A 15,531-nucleotide genomic window follows, 5' to 3' on the forward strand; every position below is an offset into this window, starting at 1 on the left:
GGGCGGTGCGGGGGCGGACGGACGACGGGCAGGAGGCGCGGGTCGGATCACGACGGAGCCACCGCCCGGCGGACCGCGCGTTCGAGGTCGAGCAGGCTGTCGCTCAGCGAGACGAGCTCGCGGTCGTCGGCCGGGTCCGCGTCCACGAGGACGTGCCGGAGACCCCGTGGGTCGGCCGAGGTGACTTCGGCGACCCGGGCGACGACCTCGTCGACCGAGGCGGTCGTCGAGAGCCCGGTCGCTCGCGCGAGACGCCCGAGGGTGCCGATCCGGAGCTGGTCGAGAGCGTGTCGGCGCTGCCCGGACCGCTCGTAGAGTCGCGCGCGACCCTCAGTGGTCTCCGACGCCTTGACGGTGACCGGCAGTCGTTCGACGACGAGGGCGCCGAGGCGTCGTCCGCGCCACACCATGGCGGCCACTCCGGCCAGGAACAGCACCACCAACGACGGTGTCACCCACGGAGGCGTCAGCGTCGCGAGCGTGCCCTGGCCCTCGGGCAGGTCGCCGGCCGACGGCAGGTACCAGACGAGCTCGGTGGACCCGCCGAGCAGGGCGAGCGCGAAGGCCGCGTCGTCGTCCGTGGCGATCGCGCCGTTGGTGAGGGCACCGGTCGCGCCCAGGACGGACACCCTCATGTCGCCGTCGTCGAGCTCGACGAGCCCGTAACCGTCGTCGGTCGGCAGGCAGCGGACGGCGCCCGGGGCGTCGACGTCGTAGGCGACTCCCGTGACGTCGACCCGGGTCGCCTGCCGGAGGGCCGGCGACGAGCAGGAGGGCGAGGCCGTGCCGTCCGCCACCTGGGCGGTCGCCTCGACGCCTGGAGCCACACCGGCCAGCGCGGTCGGCCCGGGCGAGAGGAGCACGAGGTGGGAGGCCGCCGTCGACAAGCGACCCCACTGGTCGGCGACCAGGAACCCGTCGGCGTCGTCGACGAGCAGCGTGCCGTCGCCGCCCCGCCCGAGTCGGTCGAGGGTCGCGTCGAGGCTGGTCGTCACGGTCACGTCGACACCCTGCCGACCGAGCACCTCGACGAGTGCCTTCGCCCCACCGGGAGCGGCGTTCGCCGGGCCGAGAGCCCTGCCCTCACCCGACCCCGAACCGATGACCAGAGCCGCCGCCACCCCGAGGGCCAGGACGAGGGCGAGACCGACCCAGAACCGGGCACGGCGCAGCGACGTCCGGAGGGTCGGGGTCGAGACCGTGCCCGGCGCGTCCCGGGGCGCCGTGACGGTCATGCGTCCACCCGCCGGGTCGACGTCATGCGCCGGTCGAGGTCCGCGACGGCCCGGTACGCCTCGTCGGTGCCGTCGCGGTCGAGGTAGCGGACGCCGTCGAAGGCCGACGCCGCGTCGGCGAACTCGGCTCGGAGGTCGGGGAAGACGTCACCCGCCCTCCGGGCCACGTCGCGTGCCGTGGTGCCGGGGGAGACCGCGACGTCGCCCCGTTCGGCGAGCGCGCGGGCGATCGCGCGGAAGGCCTCGGCGACGGCGAGCGTCAGGTCGCCCTGGGAGGCGGCTGCCCGGGCGGCGGCTCGCATGGCCTCGCTGTCTCGGGCGTCGTCCTCGCCGAAGAGGACGACATCGCGCCCGGACCGACGGTTGAGCCGGGGTACCCCGTAGACCAGCAGCACGACCACGACGACGATCGCGACGACCGCGAGCAACACGATCAGGGCGACCGCCGGCGCCCCCTCCGTGCCCCCGAACCGGATCGAGCCGAGCCAGTCCCAGAACGCCTGCGCCGCGCGGTCGAGCCAGGACGGCTGGGCCGCCACGTACTCGGGCTTCGTGAGTTCGCGCAGGACCTCGCGCCGAGCGTCGTCGGCGTCGGGGTTCAGCGGGGGCCCGGCGGCGAGGGGCACGGGGGTCACCAGCGGGGCGCTCCCTGGTGGGTCGTCGGGGCGACAGGGGCCTCGGGCGTGCGGAACGGGTCGGGCTGCCCGTCGACGGACCGTCCGCCGCGCTCGACGTACCTCACGAGGTCGAGGTCGAGACCCTCGGTGCGGATGCGTCGGTCGATGTAGACCAGCCCCGCGGAGGCGGCCTGCAGCACCGACCCGATGGCGCCGATGACCGCCGTGATGCCCAGGGTCACCGCGTAGGTGCCCGCCGTCAGGGCGAGGAAGGTCGGGTCGGTCACGTCGCCCGTGGGAGCGAGCGTGCCGGTCAGGACGCTGAACAGCACGGAGAAAGGCGTCGCGACGACCTGCGACGCCACCTGGATCATCAGGAACACCAACGCGATGACGCCGAAGGTGCGCCAGAAGGAGGCGCGGGTCAACGACCACGACCGCCTCACCGCCGCACCGAGCGTCATGCGCTCGAGCATGATCGCGCTCGGGACGAGGCACGTCTTCACCGTCAGCCAGACGCCCAGCACGAGCAGGCCCAGCCCGAGCAGGACGGCGACTCCGATGCCGACGGCGATGCTCGGCCCGGAGCCGACGGCCACGCCGACGACGACGACCCCGGCCACGAGCGCCAGCGCCACGACGTAGGCGGCGGTGAGCAGGGCTGACCAGCCGACGAGCGTGCCGAGGCGTCCCTTGGCCAGGGCCCAGAGGCCGCCGAGTCGCAGCTTCTCGCCGAGGGTCTGACGAGCGGTCTCGAGGACGAAGAGCCCCTGGAGCAGTGCCGTGACGATCACCTGGAGGGCGATCGGCACGAGGGCCGATGCCGCCACGATGGCGACGGCGCCCGCGAGCACCGCGTCGCGGTCACGGGGGAGGGCCTGCTCGACCCGCCCGAACGCGAGGAAGGCGCTGCCGCCGGTGATCGCCACGGTCACCACGAGCAGGACGACCTGCGAGAGCAGGGCCGTGCCGAACGTCGTGCGCGGGTTGCGGCGGAAGACCTGGAACGATGCACCCAGGATCTCGCCGAAGGTCAGGGGACGCAGCGGCACGAGGCCGGGTTTCGGGGGCGGGACCCAGCCGGGAGCCGGCGACGGGGAGCCTGCCGGGGACGTCACCTGCCCGGGCCCGACGGGGACGGAGCCGGCGGTGGGCGGGTCGACGCGCTCGCCCCAGCGTGGGGGCGACGCGTCGCCGCCCGGTGCGCTCCAACCGTTCGGATCGCTCATGGTCCTCCTGGCCGTCCTGACCGTGAGGTCGTCCTCACGGGTGTGTTCATGTTTCCACACCGGAACGGACGCTGCCAGCCGATGCGCGCCTCCTGCACTAATCTGTCCTGACGTGCCGCCTCCCGAGCGGCCCAGCCCAGACGGAGAACATGAACCCGCGCATCCTCGTGGTCGACGACGACCCGGCGCTCGCCGAGATGATCGGCATCGTCCTTCGCGCCGACGAGTTCGACCCCCACTTCTGTGCAGACGGCAGCAGCGCCCTCGACGCCTTCCACGAGGCCTCGCCCGACCTCGTCCTGCTCGACCTCATGCTGCCCGGTCTCGACGGCATCGAGGTCTGTCGCCTCATCCGCGCCGAGAGCGGCGTTCCGATCATCATGCTGACCGCCAAAGGCGACACGGCCGACGTGGTCCGCGGTCTCGAGAGCGGTGCCGACGACTACGTGGTCAAGCCGTTCAATCCCAAAGAGCTGGTCGCTCGCATCCGCACCCGGTTGCGCCCGGCCACCGAGCCGACCAACGACGTGCTGACGGTGGGCGACCTGCGCCTCGACGTCGCGGCGCACGAGGTGCGTCGCGGTGACACGCCGATCGCCCTGACCCCGCTCGAGTTCGAGCTGCTCCTCGCCCTCGCCTCGAAGCCGCAGCAGGTCTTCACGCGCGAGATGCTGCTCGAGCAGGTCTGGGGTTACCACTACAAGGCCGACACCCGTCTCGTGAACGTCCACGTGCAGCGACTGAGGGCGAAGGTCGAACACGACCCCGACGCACCTCGCATCGTCACGACCGTGCGCGGCGTCGGTTACCGCGCCGGCGCGGGTTCGTAGCCCGGCCGGATGGCGCTCGTGTCCGCGATCGCGGGGTCCGACCCGGGCGGGCCCGTCCGGTCGCGCGGCCCGTCGTCGTGGCGGGCGCCGGCGTGGCGCACGTGGCCGACGCGGGTGGTCGGCTTCTGGCGGTCGTCTCTGTCGTTCCGCACCGTCGCGCTCACGGTGGTTCTGTCGACCGTCGCCGTGACCGTGATCGGGACGCTGATCTCCGTGACGATCGGCACGAGCCTGTACGACCAGCGTCGGGAGCAGGTCGAGGCCGAGAGCGTCCGGGCGACGTTGCTGGCGCAGAACATCTTCGACTCGGCCACCGCCACCGAGGACGCCAACCAGGTCGAGCTCGACGCGCTGCAGAACGAGGCGCAGACCGCCATCCTCGGTTCGACCTCGAGCCCGGGCGGTACGAGCATCGCGATCCTCCGGACTCCGGGGCAGAACAGCCCCCAGACGATCCAGAACATCGCCAGCCCCGACTTCCCCGACTCCGTGATCTCCCCGGCGCTCCGCGAGGCGGTCGCGACGGACGACGGCCGTCTGTCCATGCAGTCTGTGGCACTGCCCCCGACGTCGCAGGGCGGCGGCTCGCCCGGCATCGCCGTCGGCTCGACCCTGCAGGTGCCCACCGCGGGTCAGTACGAGCTCTACCTCGTCTACGACCTGAGCGACGCGCAGGCGACGCTCGACCTGATGCAGCGCACCCTCGGCATCGGGTCGCTCGCGCTCGTGCTGTTGATCGGCGCGATCACCTACCTCGTCGTCCGCCTCGTCGTCGGGCCCATCCGCACGGCGGCCGAGACCAGCCAGAAGATCGCGGCCGGCCACCTCGAAGAACGCATCCCCGAGAAGGGGCAGGACGTGGTGGCCACGCTCGGTCGCTCGTTCAACGGGATGGCCGACGCCATGCAACGCCAGATCTCGCAACTGGCCGAGCTGTCGCGCGTCCAACAGCGGTTCGTGAGCGACGTCTCGCACGAGCTGCGCACGCCGTTGACCACGATCCGGCTGGCCGGTGACGTGCTCTACGACCAGCGCACCTCGTTCACGCCCTCGGCCGCCCGGACGGCCGAGCTGTTGCACACCCAGGTCGACCGGTTCGAGCTGCTGCTCGCCGACCTGCTCGAGATCTCGCGGTTCGACGCCGGGGCCGTCGAGCTCGAGACCGAGCCCGTCACGGTCGTGCGTCTCGTCGAGGACGGCGTCGACGAGTTCGGTCCGTTGGCGGCCGAATCCGGAAGCGTCGTGTCGGTCGTCGCCCGGGGTGGGTACTTCGAGGCCGAGATCGACCCACGGCGGCTGCGCCGCATCCTGCGCAACCTGCTGGGCAACGCCATCGAGCACGGCGAGGGGCGCCCGATCGAGGTCGAGGTCGACAGCGACGCCACGGCCGTCGCGGTGGCCGTGCGTGACAACGGCGTGGGCATGAGCCCGGCCGACGTCGCGCGGGTGTTCGACCGGTTCTGGCGGGCCGACCCCTCGCGAAAGCGCACGATCGGGGGCACCGGCCTGGGGCTGGCGATCAGTCTCGAGGACGCAGCGCTGCACGGCGGCCGGCTCGAGGTCTGGTCCGAGCCGGGCTCGGGCAGTCGCTTCGTCGTCACCCTGCCCCGGGTGGCCGGCGGTCGCATCGAGGGATCGCCCCTGCCGGTCGTGCCACCGGACCGTCGGGGAGAGACGACCGTCCCGGTGACCGGAGAACCGTGGTCGGGTTCGGTCCCTCCTGCTGACGCATCGGGAGTGCCGACCGGGCCGATCCGATCCTCTGCGCCGAAGGGAGCCGACGATGTCTGAACGGCGACGGAACAGCCGGGTGCGTGCCCGGCCGGCCCGCCTGGCGATCCTCGTGACCGCCGCGCTCGCCGTGACCGGGTGCGTGGGAATCCCCGACAGCGGCCAGGTGCAACGGGGTGACACCGTGAGCGACGACGTGGTGAGCGACTTCGTGTTCCGACCCAACGGCCCGGTCGCCGGAAGCTCGCAAGAACGGCTGCTGCGTGATTTCCTGTCGGCGGGCACCGGGTCCCAGGACAACTACGGGGTGGCCCGTCAGTTCCTGAGCGCCGGCTTCGCCGGTGAGTGGGAGCCCCGGGCGAGCGTCACCATCCGCCCCGGTGTCGGGTCGACCTCTCGCGTGGGGGAGTCCACGCTCGACTACGCGTTCGTGAGTTCGGCGACGGTCGACACGGCGGGGCACTACACCCCGGCCACGTCCTCCACGACGACGTCCCTGGCCTTCTCGTTCGTCCGCGAGGGCGGCGAGTGGCGCATCAGCGACGCCCCGGACGGCATCGTCCTCTCACCGGCCACCTTCGACTCGGTCTTCCGGTCGCACGCCGCCTACTTCTACGACCCCACCTTCACCTACCTCGTCCCCGACGAACGGTGGTTCCTCGCCCGCTCGTCGACCAGCACGCGTCTCGCGACGGCGTTGCTCGAGGGGCCGTCGAACTGGTTGCAGGGCGCTGTCGTCTCGGCCTTCCCCGAGGGCACCCAGCTGTCGTTGACGGCCATCACGGTCGACGACGGGACGGCTCGCGTCGACCTGACCGCCGACGCCCTCGAGGCGACGCCCGACGCCCGGGCCAGGATGCAGGCGCAGCTGCTGGCGAGCTTCTCCACCCTCGCGACCGTGACCGCCGTCGAGCTCAGCGTCGAGGGCGCCCCCCTGACGGTGCCCGCGATGCAGCAGCCCGTGCCGGTGCGCGACCCCGCGGTCGACGCCCGGCCCCTCGTCCTCTCGGACGGCGTGCTGGGATTCGCCACCACGAGCGCCACGAGTCAGCTCCCCGGGCTCTCGGACGCGGTCGAGGCCCTCCGCCCCCGGTCGGTCGAACTGTCGGCCGACCAGACGACCGCCGCCGTCGGCACCTCGTCGGGCACGTACGCCGTCACGGCCTCGGGTGGAGCCCGGCTGGTCGACACCCGGACGGGACGGGCGGCGCCCTCGCTCGACGACGCGGGCTTCGTCTGGTCACTCGTCGCCGACGACCCCTCGAGCCTCATCGCGTACGCCCTCGACGGCACGCCCCACCCGGTGGTGACGTCGCTCCCGGCGGGGCCGAGCGTCACGTCGTTCCGCATCTCGCGCGACGGCACCCGCGCCCTGATGCTGCTCGACGACCAGGGCGCGTCGCGCCTCCTCGTCGCGGCCGTCGTGAGGGATGCCGACGGTGTCCCGCTCCGGCTGGGGTCGCCCCTCGAGCTGTCCGCCCCGGACGGCGCCCCCGTCGACGCGACCTGGGCCGACCAGCTGACCGTGGCGGTCCTCACGGCCGTGGGCGAATCGTCCCGGGTGACGATGTCCGAGGTCGGCGGAGACTCGTCGAGCGCCGGGCGTCCGTCGGGCGAGGCGGTCGCCGTCGTCGGGGGAAACGGGTTCGACCGCCTCCTCCTGCTGGGAGCCGACGGTGACGTGCTCGAGCCCCGGGGCAGCAGCTGGCAGGCCACGGGACTGACCGCCGATCTCGTGGCGACCCAGCGCTGACCGCCTGGGGGTCGGCCCCTCCCCAGGTCGGGGGCCCGGCCGACCGTCCCCTTCAGGCGACGGAGGCGCGGCACCTGCACCGGGGGCGGGCCACGCTGTCGAGATGCCACGGTCCTCGCGCCCTCGTCCGACCCCCTCGGCACGGGACGCTCTCGCGGCGGCCGCGCGAGAGGCCCTCTCGGTCGTGTCACCGGTCTCGTGCGCAGGGTGCGGCGATCCCGACGTGGCCCTCTGCGACGGCTGCCGACGCCGGCTCGTCCCCGAGGTCGTCCGGGTCGATCTGCCAGGCGGCCTGCCGGTCTTCGCCGGACTCGTCTACGAGTTCGAGGTGCGAGGTGTCGTGCTGGCGTTCAAGAACGGCGGGCGGGTGCGGCTGGCCGAGACGCTCGCCCCGGCCCTCGCGGCCGCGCTCGAGTCCTGCGCCGGCCACGCGGCGGAGGGTGCGTCGGTCGTCGAGGGGTGCTCGGACGTCGGGTCGCTGCTGGTCGTCCCGGTGCCGGCGTCCCGACGGGGGCGGCGTCGGCGGGGCTACGACCCGGTCGAGGTCGTGCTGCGCCGCCTCGGCCTCCTGGTCGGCAGGCGCGTGCTCGTCGCGACGGCGCGGGCAGGGCTCGGCCAGAAGGGCCGTGACCGGCAGCAGCGCCTCCGCGGACGCGAGGGCAGCCTGCGCGCCGTCCGAGACCTCCGGGGGTCGCTCGTCGTCCTCGTCGACGACGTCGTGACGACGGGTGCCACCCTGCAGGAGGCGCGGCGTGCGGTGACGGCGCGGGGCGCGATCGTGGTCGGCGCGGCCTGTCTCGCCGCCACCCCGCTGCGGTCGGCCACCGGCCGCTCCTGAGCGAACGGTGAACGGTGCGTGACACGGGGGTGTCCGGGTGGCTACGGTGGGGCGAAAGGCGTGAAAGGACATCCGCCTGGCTGACAGGCGGCACGTCGATAGCCACAGGAGGTCGTCATGGAAATTTCCGTCACGGGTCGAAACGTCGGCATCACCGATCGTTTCCGCGAGTACGCCACCGAGAAGGCAGACAAGGTCGCCGCACTGGCCACGAAGGCACTGGCCCTCGAGGTCAAGGTGTCGCGGCACCACGAGAAGTCCGGCGGGCAGGCGGGCGACGACCGGGTCGAGATCACCCTGATCGGCCCCGGCCCCCTCGTGCGGGCCGAGTCCACGGCCGCCGACAAGTACGCGGCGTTCGACCTGGCGATCGGTCGCCTCCTCGAACGGGTGCGCCGGGCGAAGGACCGGCAGAAGATCCATCGCGGGCAGCACCGACCGACGTCACTGCGCGAGGCGGCCACGGCCGACTTCAGCGGCGTCGGCGTCACCCCCGCCGCGGCCGAGACGCTCGACCAGGTCCGTACCGGGGCCGTGACGGTGGTGGGCGACGAGGCCCCCGCCGACGAGGCCGACGAGGAGTACTGCCCCGTCGTCATCCGCGAGAAGGTTTTCGCCTCGACGCCCATGACCGTCGACGACGCGCTCTACTACATGGAGCTCGTCGGCCACGACTTCTACCTCTTCATCGACGCCGAGACCGAGCGTCCGAGCGTCGTGTACCGGCGCAAGGGGTGGGACTACGGCGTCATCGGGCTCGACCAGAACTCGCCCGACCTCCAAGAGACGGCGACGGCCCTGCGGGCGGGTCTGGCCAGCTGATCCGCTGAACCGTCCGGTGGCCGACACCCCGGGGAGGCGCGGGCACGTCCCTGTCGCCTCCCAGGGGGTCGGCCACTACGCTTGCTAAGATCGTGGGCCGGTCCAGGACGGACCGGCGACACCCCGGTGCTCCGATGCGGATCACCTCAGCGAGACCGCGGAGCGTTCCGCGGGTTCGACCGAACACATGGGAGCACACCAGTGGCCAACGTCCTCGAGAAGGTCCTCCGCGTCGGCGAGGGCCGCACGCTGCGCAAGCTGAAGGCCTACGCCAAGGCGGTCAACGAGCTCGAGGACGACTTCACGACCCTCACCGACGACGAGCTGCGCAACGAGACCGTCGAGCTGCGTGAGCGCTACGCGTCGGGCGAGTCGCTCGACGACCTCTTGCCCGAGGCCTTCGCCGCCGTCCGCGAAGCGTCCAAGCGCACCCTGGGTCTGCGGCACTTCGACGTCCAGCTGATGGGCGGCGCGGCGCTGCACCTCGGCAACATCGCCGAGATGAAGACCGGCGAGGGCAAGACCCTCGTGGCGACCACCGCGGCGTACCTCAACGCCATCGCCTCCCGCGGCGTCCACGTCATCACGGTCAACGACTTCCTCGCGAGCTACCAGTCCGAGCTGATGGGGCGCGTCTTCCGTGCCCTCGGCATGACGACCGGCTGCATCCTGTCGGGTCAGACCCCGGCCGAGCGTCGCGAGATGTACGCCGCGGACATCACCTACGGCACGAACAACGAGTTCGGCTTCGACTACCTCCGCGACAACATGGCCTGGCAGGCGCAAGACATGGTGCAGCGTGGCCACTTCTTCGCGATCGTCGACGAGGTCGACTCGATCCTGATCGACGAGGCCCGCACGCCGCTCATCATCTCGGGTCCGTCGTCCGGCGAGGCCAATCGGTGGTTCACCGAGTTCGCCACCATCGCGCGGCGGCTGGTCGCGGGCACCGACTACGAGGTCGACGAGAAGAAGCGCACCGTGGGCGTCCTCGAGCCCGGCATCGAGAAGGTCGAGGACTACCTCGGCATCGACAACCTGTACGAGTCGGCCAACACCCCGCTCATCTCGTTCCTGAACAACGCCATCAAGGCCGACGCCCTGTTCAAGCGCGACAAGGACTACGTCGTCATCAACGGCGAGGTGCTGATCGTCGACGAGCACACGGGTCGCATCCTCAGCGGCCGTCGGTACAACGAGGGCATCCACCAGGCCATCGAGGCCAAAGAGGGCGTGTCGGTCAAGGCCGAGAACCAGACCCTCGCGACGGTCACCCTGCAGAACTACTTCCGCCTCTACAAGAAGCTCTCCGGCATGACCGGTACGGCCGAGACCGAGGCCGCCGAGTTCATGAGCACCTACAAGCTCGGCGTCGTGCCCATCCCGACCAACCGTCCGATGCAGCGCATCGACCAGACCGACCTCGTCTACAAGAACGAGACGAGCAAGTTCGACCAGGTCGTCGAAGACATCGTCGAACGGCACGAGAAGGGCCAGCCCGTGCTGGTCGGCACGACCAGCGTCGAGAAGAGCGAGTACCTCTCGCGACTGCTCGCGAAGAAGGGCGTCAAGCACGAGGTGCTCAACGCGAAGAACCACGCTCGTGAGGCTGCCATCGTCGCCCAGGCGGGCCGTGCCGGCGCCGTGACCGTCGCCACGAACATGGCCGGTCGCGGGACCGACATCATGCTCGGTGGCAACGCCGAGTTCCTCGCCGTCGCCGAGATGAACGGCAAGGGGCTCAGCCCGGTCGACACCCCCGACGAGTACGAGGCCGCGTGGGACGACGTCTTCGCCGCCCAGAAGGCCGCCGTGCAAGAAGAGGCGGAGAAGGTCATCGAGGCCGGCGGGCTGTACGTGCTCGGCACCGAGCGTCACGAATCCCGACGCATCGACAACCAGCTCCGCGGGCGCTCGGGCCGGCAGGGCGACCCCGGTGAGAGCCGCTTCTACCTCTCGCTGACCGACGACCTGATGCGCCTGTTCAACTCGGGAGCCGCCGAGTCGCTCATGGGACGAGGCAACGTGCCGGACGACCTCGCCATCGAGAACAAGATCGTCGGCCGGGCCATCCGCTCGGCCCAGTCGCAGGTCGAGTCGCGCAACGCCGAGATCCGCAAGAACGTGCTCAAGTACGACGACGTCCTCAACCGTCAGCGCGAGGCCATCTACGGCGACCGTCGGCACATCCTCGAGGGCGACGACCTGAAGGACCGCAGCCAGAAGTTCCTCGAGGACGTGGTCAACGAGGTCATCGACCAGCACACGGGCGACGGCAGCCCCGACGACTGGGACCTCGACGCCCTCTGGACCGAGCTCGGCACGCTCTACCCGATCTCGATCACCATCGACGAGGTCATCACCGAGGCCGGCTCGAAGGGCAAGGCGACCCGTGCGTTCCTGGGTCAGGAGATCCTCTCCGACGCCAAGGTCGCCTACGAGACCCGCACCGAGACCCTCGGCGAGCCCGCGATGCGTGAGCTGGAGCGTCGGGTCGTCCTTTCGGTCATCGACCGCCGGTGGCGCGACCACCTCTACGAGATGGACTACCTGAAGGACGGAATCGGCCTGCGGGCCATGGCCCAGCGCGATCCGCTCGTCGAGTACCAGCGCGAGGGTTACGCGCTGTTCCAGAGCATGATGGGCCAGATCCGCGAAGAGACCGTGGGCTTCCTCTTCAACCTCGAGGTCGAGGTGCAGGGTCAGGTCGGTGCGGCCGAGGCGCCGGTCATCGCCGCCAAGGGGCTCGAGGCCGAGAAGCAGCCGCAGGCGCAGCTGGCGTACTCGGCTCCGAACATCGACGGCGAGGTCGAGGTGCGCAATCAGCGTGGTCAGCTCGAGAAGGGCGCGACCGCCAAGGCGCAGAAGGCGCAGGACGAGGCCGAGCGCTCCGAATCGCCCGAGATCGCCGCGGCGCGGGCGGCCGGTGGTCCGGCTGCGCGGCAGGCCGACGACGGCAAGGTCGGCGCCTTCGGTCAGAAGACCGGTGGCGGCGAGGTCCCCGTGAACCGGGCCGACCGTCGGGCGGCCGGCAAGAAGACGCGCTGACCGCCTCGTCCGACGAACGACGACGCGCCCCCGAGCCAGGCTCGGGGGCGCGTCGTCGTCGGTCGACGACCGCGGGGCCCGTCAGAGCACGTGGACGGCGGTGGCGCGCCAGCGGTTGTCGTAGGTCTCGAGCCTCACGGCGACGGCTCGGCTGCGACCGCGCCCGTGCAGGACGACGACGGACTCGATGACCCCGGCGGCCGGCGAGCTCGACCGGATGCTGCCGATCGTGAACACCGGTCGTCGGGCTCGGGTGCCGTGAGCCGAGCGTGCCCGGGCCGCCAGGACCACGCGAGTGTGCAGCGTCCGGTAGACGTCCTCGGTCACCCATCGTGAGACCTGGTCGAGTTCACGTGCCCCGGCCAGGATCTCGACGACGCAGCGCACCAGGTTCTCGACGAGCAGGTCCGGATCGTCGGGGAACAGCGTCGGGCGTGGCTGCCCGGCGGGTGGGACGGGCCGGATGTCGGGTCTGGTACCGGGCCGCGTGGCTTCGGGGGTGGGGTCCGTCGCGGTCGTGCTCGGAGCCGCCAGAGGAGGGACTGGTCGCAGATGCGGCCGAGCCGGTGCCGGCTGCCCCTGGGGCTCGGCGAGGGCGAGGGCGGAGGTGTTCGAGGGCATGGGCCGTCTTCCTGTTCACGTTCGACCGGGCATGACTAGAAGATAAGACATGTAAAATTGTCTGACCAGGTGTACGCGACGGTCTGTGGACAACCGTCACGGTGGGGCCGTGCTGCGGGGCGACGGACGTCGCCCGTCGGACCGTCGACCTAGACTGGGCGGGTGTCGACGCTCAGTGATCTCGTTCTCGCCCAGGGCCTCTCGAGCGAGGTGGATGTCGAGTGGTTGCACCTGCTGGTGGGGGACTGGCAGCTGCTCGCCGACCTCGCGTTCGCCGACATCGTCCTCTGGGTCCCCACCCAGGCCGGTAGTTTCGTGGCCGTCGCCCACGCCCGGCCCTCGAGCTCGGCCACGCTGTTCTACCGCGACTTCGTCGGACAAGAGGTACGCCCCGAATGGCGTGAGCAGATCGAGCAGGCGTTCACGACGACCCGCATCGTCGACTCGGCAGCTCCCGACTGGTACGAAGAGACTCCCACACGCGTCCGCGCCGTACCCGTCCTCCGCCGCCTCGGAGCCAGTCGGCCCGACGTCACCGATGCGCCCATCGCCATCATCACGAGGCACACGAACCTCAGCGAGGCCCGCACGCCGAGCCGGCAAGAGCTGACCTTCAACCAGTGCTCCAACGATCTCTTCGCGATGATCGCCGCCGGGGACTTCCCCGACCTCGGGGCGCCGACGGGTCCGCGGCGGGGCGCACCCCGCGCCTCCGACGGGCTGCTCCGTCTCGACGTCGACGGCATGGTGACCTTCGCGAGCCCCAACGGCCTGTCGGCGTTCAACCGCATGGGGTTCGCCGGAGAACTCGAGGGCGAGTCGTTGGCCGAGGTCACCACCGGATTGCTCGCGGGCAAGCTCGTCATCGACGAGTCCCTGCCCCTGGTCGTCACCGGACGAGCGCCCTGGCGCACCGACATCGAGGCACGAGGGGTCACGGTGTCGCTGCGGGCGATCCCGCTGCGCGACCGCGGTGAGCGCGTCGGAGCGATCGTGCTCTGTCGCGACGTGACCGAACTGCGCCACCAAGAACGCGAGCTGATCACCAAGGACGCCACGATCCGCGAGATCCACCACCGGGTCAAGAACAACCTGCAGACCGTCGCGTCGCTCCTGCGCATCCAGGCACGACGCACCCGCACAGACGTCGCCCGCGAGGCGCTCACCCAAGCCATGCGTCGCGTGCAGTCGATCGCCGTCGTGCACGACACGTTGTCCGAGGGCCTCAGCCAGAACGTCGACTTCGACACCGTCTTCGACCGCGTGCTCATGCTCATCGCCGAGGTCGCGTCGAGTCACAACACGACGGTCCGGCCCACCATGACGGGAAGCTTCGGAGCCCTGCCGAGCGAGTACGCGACGCCCCTGGCCCTCGCCCTGACCGAGCTCGTGACGAACGCCGTTGAGCACGGACTCGACGGCCGTGACGGCGAGGTCGAGATCGTCGCCGACCGCCGGGCCGAAGAACTCACGGTCAAGGTGCGCGACAACGGCGTCGGGTTGCCCGAGGGCAAGGTCGGTTCGGGTCTCGGCACGCAGATCGTCCGCACGCTGATCCAGGGAGAACTCGGGGGCACCATCGACTGGCACACCCTCGTCGGCAACGGCACCGAGGTCACCATCGAGATCCCGTTCCGCTGGCTCACCCAGCCCTGATCCCACCCGCGCGCCATGGGACCACCGACCCAGGGCACGACGAAGCCCGGCACCTGCGATCAGGTGCCGGGCTTCGTCATCGGCCACGAGGGCCGGAGGTCGGCCGCCCAGGGGCGACCGACGGGGGATCAGCTGGCGCGACGGGCGCGAGCGGCGCGACGCTTGAGCGCACGACGCTCGTCTTCGCTCAGGCCGCCCCAGACGCCGGAGTCCTGTGACGTCTCGAGCGCGTACTGCAGGCAGGTCTCGGTGACGGTGCAGCGCCCGCACACGGCCTTCGCCTTGTCGATCTGGTCGACGGCGGGACCCGTGTTGCCGACGGGGAAGAAGAGCTCCGGGTCAGCCTGCAGGCAAGCGGCTTTGTCACGCCAATCCATCGATGGGTACTCCTTAAAAGTGCAGAACCAGGCACGTCGAGGCGCCTGGTTCGTGGTGGGGAAAGAAAAGAATTCGGGAGGCGCGCACCGCAATGTGCGCGTCACTTCGACCTCGAATATGGTCGCATACTGGTACGGCCAAATCAAGGATTTTTCGGAGGCTCACACGTGACGACAGCAGGCCCAGACGGCCCCCGAGACGAGACCGGTCGGTCTGCCGAGACCTCTCGACCCGCCCTGCTCTGGGTCGTGATCGTCCTGCTCGCGGGTGAGTTCCTGCTCGTCGCCGGAACGGCCGTGTTCCTGCTCATCGAGCTGCTCGTCGCCCGCCCGGACTCGTACCCCTCGGCCGTCGCGATCGTCGTCCTGACCCTGCTGGCGACCGCGTGGCTCGGGTCGATCGTGCTCGGCGCCCTGCGCGGCCGGGCGTGGATCAGAGGGGCGGCGATCGTCTGGCAGGTCCTCCAGTTCGCCGTCGGCGTCGGCAGCCTGCAGGGCGTCTTCGCGAACCCGACCATCGGCCTCGCGCTCATCGTGCCGGCCGTCGCGGTCGTGGCCCTGCTGCTCGTGCCGTCCGTCGTCGCCGCCACCTCGGCCCGCGACCAGGAGCCGCACGTCTACTGACCGCCCTCGAACGCGGGAGGCGCGGGGGCGGGGCCCCGGGCCCGCCCCCCCCCCCCCCCGGGGGGGGGCCCCCCCCCCCCCCCCCGGCGGCCCCCCCCCCCCCCCCCCGGGGACCAAAGGGACCACAACCCCGGGGGGGCCCCCCCCCGG

Annotated in this window: 13 protein-coding genes; 8 read left to right on the forward strand and 5 right to left on the reverse strand. The window is 71.3% G+C overall.

The features are described 5' to 3' along the window. Window positions 1–47: 47 nt before the first annotated feature. Genes EDF50_RS07635 through EDF50_RS07645 form a run of 3 tightly spaced genes read right to left on the reverse strand, consistent with a single transcriptional unit; the run spans window position 48 to window position 3,081 of the window. On the reverse strand, window positions 48–1,235 hold the full coding sequence (locus EDF50_RS07635) for a DUF4350 domain-containing protein (RefSeq protein WP_123518930.1): 1,188 nt from the start codon (window positions 1,233–1,235) through the stop codon (window positions 48–50). After that, window positions 1,232–1,870 carry a DUF4129 domain-containing protein gene (locus EDF50_RS07640; RefSeq protein ID WP_233570407.1) on the reverse strand — a complete coding sequence of 213 codons (639 nt, stop codon included), beginning with the start codon at window positions 1,868–1,870 and terminating at the stop codon, window positions 1,232–1,234. The genes EDF50_RS07635 and EDF50_RS07640 overlap by 4 nt, the downstream gene beginning before the upstream one ends. Next, window positions 1,867–3,081 carry a hypothetical protein gene (locus EDF50_RS07645; RefSeq protein WP_123518931.1) on the reverse strand — a complete coding sequence of 405 codons (1,215 nt, stop codon included), beginning with the start codon at window positions 3,079–3,081 and terminating at the stop codon, window positions 1,867–1,869. Before EDF50_RS07645 ends, EDF50_RS07640 begins: the two co-directional genes overlap by 4 nt. A gap of 149 nt (window positions 3,082–3,230) precedes the next feature. Here EDF50_RS07645 and mtrA point away from each other — a divergent pair, with 149 nt between their 5' ends. The 6 genes from mtrA (at window position 3,231) to secA (ending at window position 12,103) form a co-directional block, all read left to right on the forward strand. Then, window positions 3,231–3,911, forward strand: a complete 681-nt coding sequence (mtrA, locus tag EDF50_RS07650; protein ID WP_123518932.1) for an MtrAB system response regulator MtrA — start codon at window positions 3,231–3,233, stop codon at window positions 3,909–3,911. Between the two features lie 9 nt (window positions 3,912–3,920). Next, the gene (gene mtrB / locus EDF50_RS07655; RefSeq protein WP_123518933.1) at window positions 3,921–5,702 is read left to right on the forward strand and encodes an MtrAB system histidine kinase MtrB; all 1,782 of its coding nucleotides are present in this window, start codon (window positions 3,921–3,923) and stop codon (window positions 5,700–5,702) included. Then, window positions 5,695–7,395 carry an LpqB family beta-propeller domain-containing protein gene (locus EDF50_RS07660; RefSeq protein ID WP_123518934.1) on the forward strand — a complete coding sequence of 567 codons (1,701 nt, stop codon included), beginning with the start codon at window positions 5,695–5,697 and terminating at the stop codon, window positions 7,393–7,395. The genes mtrB and EDF50_RS07660 overlap by 8 nt, the downstream gene beginning before the upstream one ends. 223 nt (window positions 7,396–7,618) lie before the next feature. Further along, complete coding sequence (locus tag EDF50_RS07665) at window positions 7,619–8,233, forward strand: phosphoribosyltransferase family protein (RefSeq protein ID WP_233570409.1); 615 nt, start codon at window positions 7,619–7,621, stop codon at window positions 8,231–8,233. A 117-nt stretch (window positions 8,234–8,350) separates the two neighbouring features. Next, window positions 8,351–9,055 (forward strand): ribosome hibernation-promoting factor, HPF/YfiA family, encoded by a 705-nt coding sequence (hpf, locus tag EDF50_RS07670; RefSeq protein WP_123518936.1) that lies wholly within the window; start codon window positions 8,351–8,353, stop codon window positions 9,053–9,055. 201 nt (window positions 9,056–9,256) lie between these two features. Next, a complete protein-coding gene (gene secA, locus EDF50_RS07675) occupies window positions 9,257–12,103 on the forward strand; it encodes a preprotein translocase subunit SecA (RefSeq protein ID WP_123518937.1) in 2,847 nt (948 codons plus the stop codon). A gap of 81 nt (window positions 12,104–12,184) precedes the next feature. Here the strand turns inward: secA and EDF50_RS07680 are convergent, their stop codons facing one another. After that, the gene (locus tag EDF50_RS07680) at window positions 12,185–12,724 is read right to left on the reverse strand and encodes an Rv3235 family protein (protein WP_233570411.1); all 540 of its coding nucleotides are present in this window, start codon (window positions 12,722–12,724) and stop codon (window positions 12,185–12,187) included. A 162-nt stretch (window positions 12,725–12,886) separates the two neighbouring features. Here EDF50_RS07680 and EDF50_RS07685 point away from each other — a divergent pair, with 162 nt between their 5' ends. Then, complete coding sequence (locus tag EDF50_RS07685) at window positions 12,887–14,380, forward strand: sensor histidine kinase (RefSeq protein WP_043594002.1); 1,494 nt, start codon at window positions 12,887–12,889, stop codon at window positions 14,378–14,380. Window positions 14,381–14,508: 128 nt separating this feature from the next. Here the strand turns inward: EDF50_RS07685 and EDF50_RS07690 are convergent, their stop codons facing one another. After that, window positions 14,509–14,757: a WhiB family transcriptional regulator gene (locus EDF50_RS07690; RefSeq protein WP_043594001.1), complete on the reverse strand. Its 249-nt coding sequence runs from the start codon at window positions 14,755–14,757 to the stop codon at window positions 14,509–14,511. Between the two features lie 168 nt (window positions 14,758–14,925). Between EDF50_RS07690 and EDF50_RS07695 the strand changes: the two genes are divergently transcribed. Further along, window positions 14,926–15,381: a hypothetical protein gene (locus tag EDF50_RS07695; protein WP_123518938.1), complete on the forward strand. Its 456-nt coding sequence runs from the start codon at window positions 14,926–14,928 to the stop codon at window positions 15,379–15,381. Window positions 15,382–15,531: the final 150 nt, after the last annotated feature.

It is taken from the genome of Frigoribacterium sp. PhB24, assembly GCF_003755185.1.
Lineage (GTDB): Bacteria > Actinomycetota > Actinomycetes > Actinomycetales > Microbacteriaceae > Frigoribacterium.

Excerpts from the sequence above, each read along its gene's own strand:
- EDF50_RS07680 (WP_233570411.1), bottom strand. The coding sequence starts at position 12,724 with ATGCCCTCGAACACCTCCGCCCTCGCCCTCGCCGAGCCCCAGGGGCAG.
- hpf (WP_123518936.1), top strand. The coding sequence starts at position 8,351 with ATGGAAATTTCCGTCACGGGTCGAAACGTCGGCATCACCGATCGTTTC.
- mtrB (WP_123518933.1), top strand. The coding sequence starts at position 3,921 with ATGGCGCTCGTGTCCGCGATCGCGGGGTCCGACCCGGGCGGGCCCGTC.
- EDF50_RS07660 (WP_123518934.1), top strand. The coding sequence starts at position 5,695 with ATGTCTGAACGGCGACGGAACAGCCGGGTGCGTGCCCGGCCGGCCCGC.
- EDF50_RS07635 (WP_123518930.1), bottom strand. The coding sequence starts at position 1,235 with ATGACCGTCACGGCGCCCCGGGACGCGCCGGGCACGGTCTCGACCCCG.
- mtrA (WP_123518932.1), top strand. The coding sequence starts at position 3,231 with ATGAACCCGCGCATCCTCGTGGTCGACGACGACCCGGCGCTCGCCGAG.
- EDF50_RS07645 (WP_123518931.1), bottom strand. The coding sequence starts at position 3,081 with ATGAGCGATCCGAACGGTTGGAGCGCACCGGGCGGCGACGCGTCGCCC.
- EDF50_RS07690 (WP_043594001.1), bottom strand. The coding sequence starts at position 14,757 with ATGGATTGGCGTGACAAAGCCGCTTGCCTGCAGGCTGACCCGGAGCTC.